The 1,773-nt window shown below is 70.1% G+C and carries 3 protein-coding genes; 1 reads left to right on the top strand and 2 read right to left on the bottom strand.

Going from position 1 to position 1,773, the window contains the following annotated elements:
• Positions 1-58 precede the first annotated feature (58 nt).
• Positions 59-214: a DUF3309 family protein gene (locus FUT87_RS23850; RefSeq protein WP_091725332.1), complete on the bottom strand. Its 156-nt coding sequence runs from the start codon at positions 212-214 to the stop codon at positions 59-61.
• Positions 215-537: 323 nt separating this feature from the next.
• On the opposite strand from FUT87_RS23850, the gene FUT87_RS29300 reads away from it, so the two are divergent.
• Complete coding sequence (locus tag FUT87_RS29300; protein WP_186830727.1) at positions 538-888, top strand: DUF1778 domain-containing protein; 351 nt, start codon at positions 538-540, stop codon at positions 886-888.
• 27 nt (positions 889-915) lie between these two features.
• Here FUT87_RS29300 and FUT87_RS23840 read toward each other — a convergent pair.
• Positions 916-1,773 (bottom strand): LysR family transcriptional regulator (locus FUT87_RS23840; RefSeq protein ID WP_147242601.1); only part of this gene is annotated, 858 nt, incomplete at its 5' end.

Here is a 1,773-nt window from a genome sequence, read left to right as displayed (position 1 = left end):
GCCTGAGCGCCGGCCCGCTGACGGGGCGTGAGCGCCCCGGTGGCCGCTGACCGACCGGTCAGATGTAGCCCATCAGCAGCAGGATGACCAGGATGAGCACCACCAGGCCCAGGCCGCCGCTGGGGTAGTAGCCCCATCCGCGGCTGTGCGGCCAGGCGGGCAGCGCGCCGATCAGGAGCAGGATGAGGACGACAAGCAGGATGGTGCTGATCATGCGGATCTCCGGCATCTTGTGAATCGATCCCGGCCGGCGCCCGGGAGCGCCGCCGGCAGATGCCTTTGCGTGGCAACCGCTGTGCCTGCGCCGCCCATCGAGCTCCCCCGCGCGATCCCCCATTGGCGGGCCCTCTCTTCCTGCCCATTCAGAGCGATGGTCAAGCGCACCTGCTTTCCGCGAGCATGACTGCCGTCGCGTCGTGCATTGAGGCAGATCAATCGAGTGCAGCAATCACGTCGCGCCCCTGCCGGGCCGACTTGCCGATCCGCATTCCGCGCACCAGCATGTCGACCCCTCGCCCTTTGACTTGCCACTTGACCATGACCACTCTCCCCTTCGATGCCCGATCGAGCGCTCCGGCGCTCGCAAACCTCCCGCCCCCGCTTGGACAGTCAAAAGTTGCCGGACCTGCCGAAGACACGATCGGCCTGCGCCTGCCCGCGGAAGTCTTCGAACTGATCGACCGCGCCGCCGCCGCGGCGGAGAAATCACGCGAGGCCTTTCTGATGGATGCCATCCTGGATGCTTCCGAAGCGACGCTGCTGCACCGGGCCACGTTCGGCCTCGACGAGGCGCAACTGAGCGCTTGTCAGGCGCTGCTCGACCGCCCGCTGGACGAGAACCCCGGCTTCCAGCGGCTCATGGCCAGGAAAGCGCCATGGGCGACTTGACGGATGCACTCCATCCGCCTCTGATGCTCATGCTCGCTCTTTCCCCAACGGCCCCGCGCCGTCCCCCACCATGCGCATGAGCACCGTCGCCGTGCGCTGCATCAGCGGCGTCGCGCGCTTGCTGGTCGGGGTGACCAGGCAGAGCGTGCTCTGGATGTCCGCCCGCGCGAACGGCGTCGTGACCAGACGCTCCGGACGCTCGTAGATCTGCAGCGCGTCCTCGCCGAGCGCCGCGTGGCCGATGCCCGCCGCGACGCAGTCCAGGATCGCCGGCACGCTGGCCACTTCCCAGCGCACGTCCAGCTGCACGCCCGCCATCGCCGCCGCCTGCTCCATCAGCGCGCGGAAGATATGCCCCCGCTGCGGCATCACCAGCGGATAGCGGGACAGCTGCGACAGCGTCGGCGGCCGCGCCGGCGCCTGGTCCTTGGGGCTCACCAGGCACAGCCGCTCGCGGCGCAGCGGCAGGATCTCCAGCGCCGGCAGCGGCTCCGGGTTGTAGACCAGCGCCAGGTCGGTGCGCCCGGTCAGCAGCCACTCGGTCAGGTGCACCGAGAAACCCTCCATGATCGTCAGCCGCGCCTGCGGCATCTCCGCCTGGAACGCCCGGATCAGCGCCAGCGTGTGCAAGCGCGCCAGCGTCGGCGGCATCGCGATCGTGATCTGCCCCACCGGCTCGCTGCGGCGCGAGCGCAGGTCGTCCTTCGCGTGGCTCACCAGGTTGAGGATGTCCTGCCCGTGCTGCAGCAGCCGCCGCCCCGCCTCGGTCAGCGCCACGCCGCGCCCATTGCGCAGCAGCAGGGTCTCGTGCAGCTCCGTCTCCAGCGCCCGCACCTGCCGGCTCAGGGCCGGCTGCGCCACGCCGAGCACCATCGCGGCCTTGCT

The sequence above is a fragment of the Mitsuaria sp. TWR114 genome (assembly GCF_007997345.1).
Note: the sequence above shows the minus strand (reverse complement) of the source record. Positions and strands in the feature narration are given on the sequence as shown.

Bases quoted from the DNA above. Each gene is read 5' to 3' on its own strand.
- FUT87_RS29300 (WP_186830727.1), top strand. From the start codon at position 538: ATGACCACTCTCCCCTTCGATGCCCGATCGAGCGCTCCGGCGCTCGCA.
- FUT87_RS23850 (WP_091725332.1), bottom strand. From the start codon at position 214: ATGATCAGCACCATCCTGCTTGTCGTCCTCATCCTGCTCCTGATCGGC.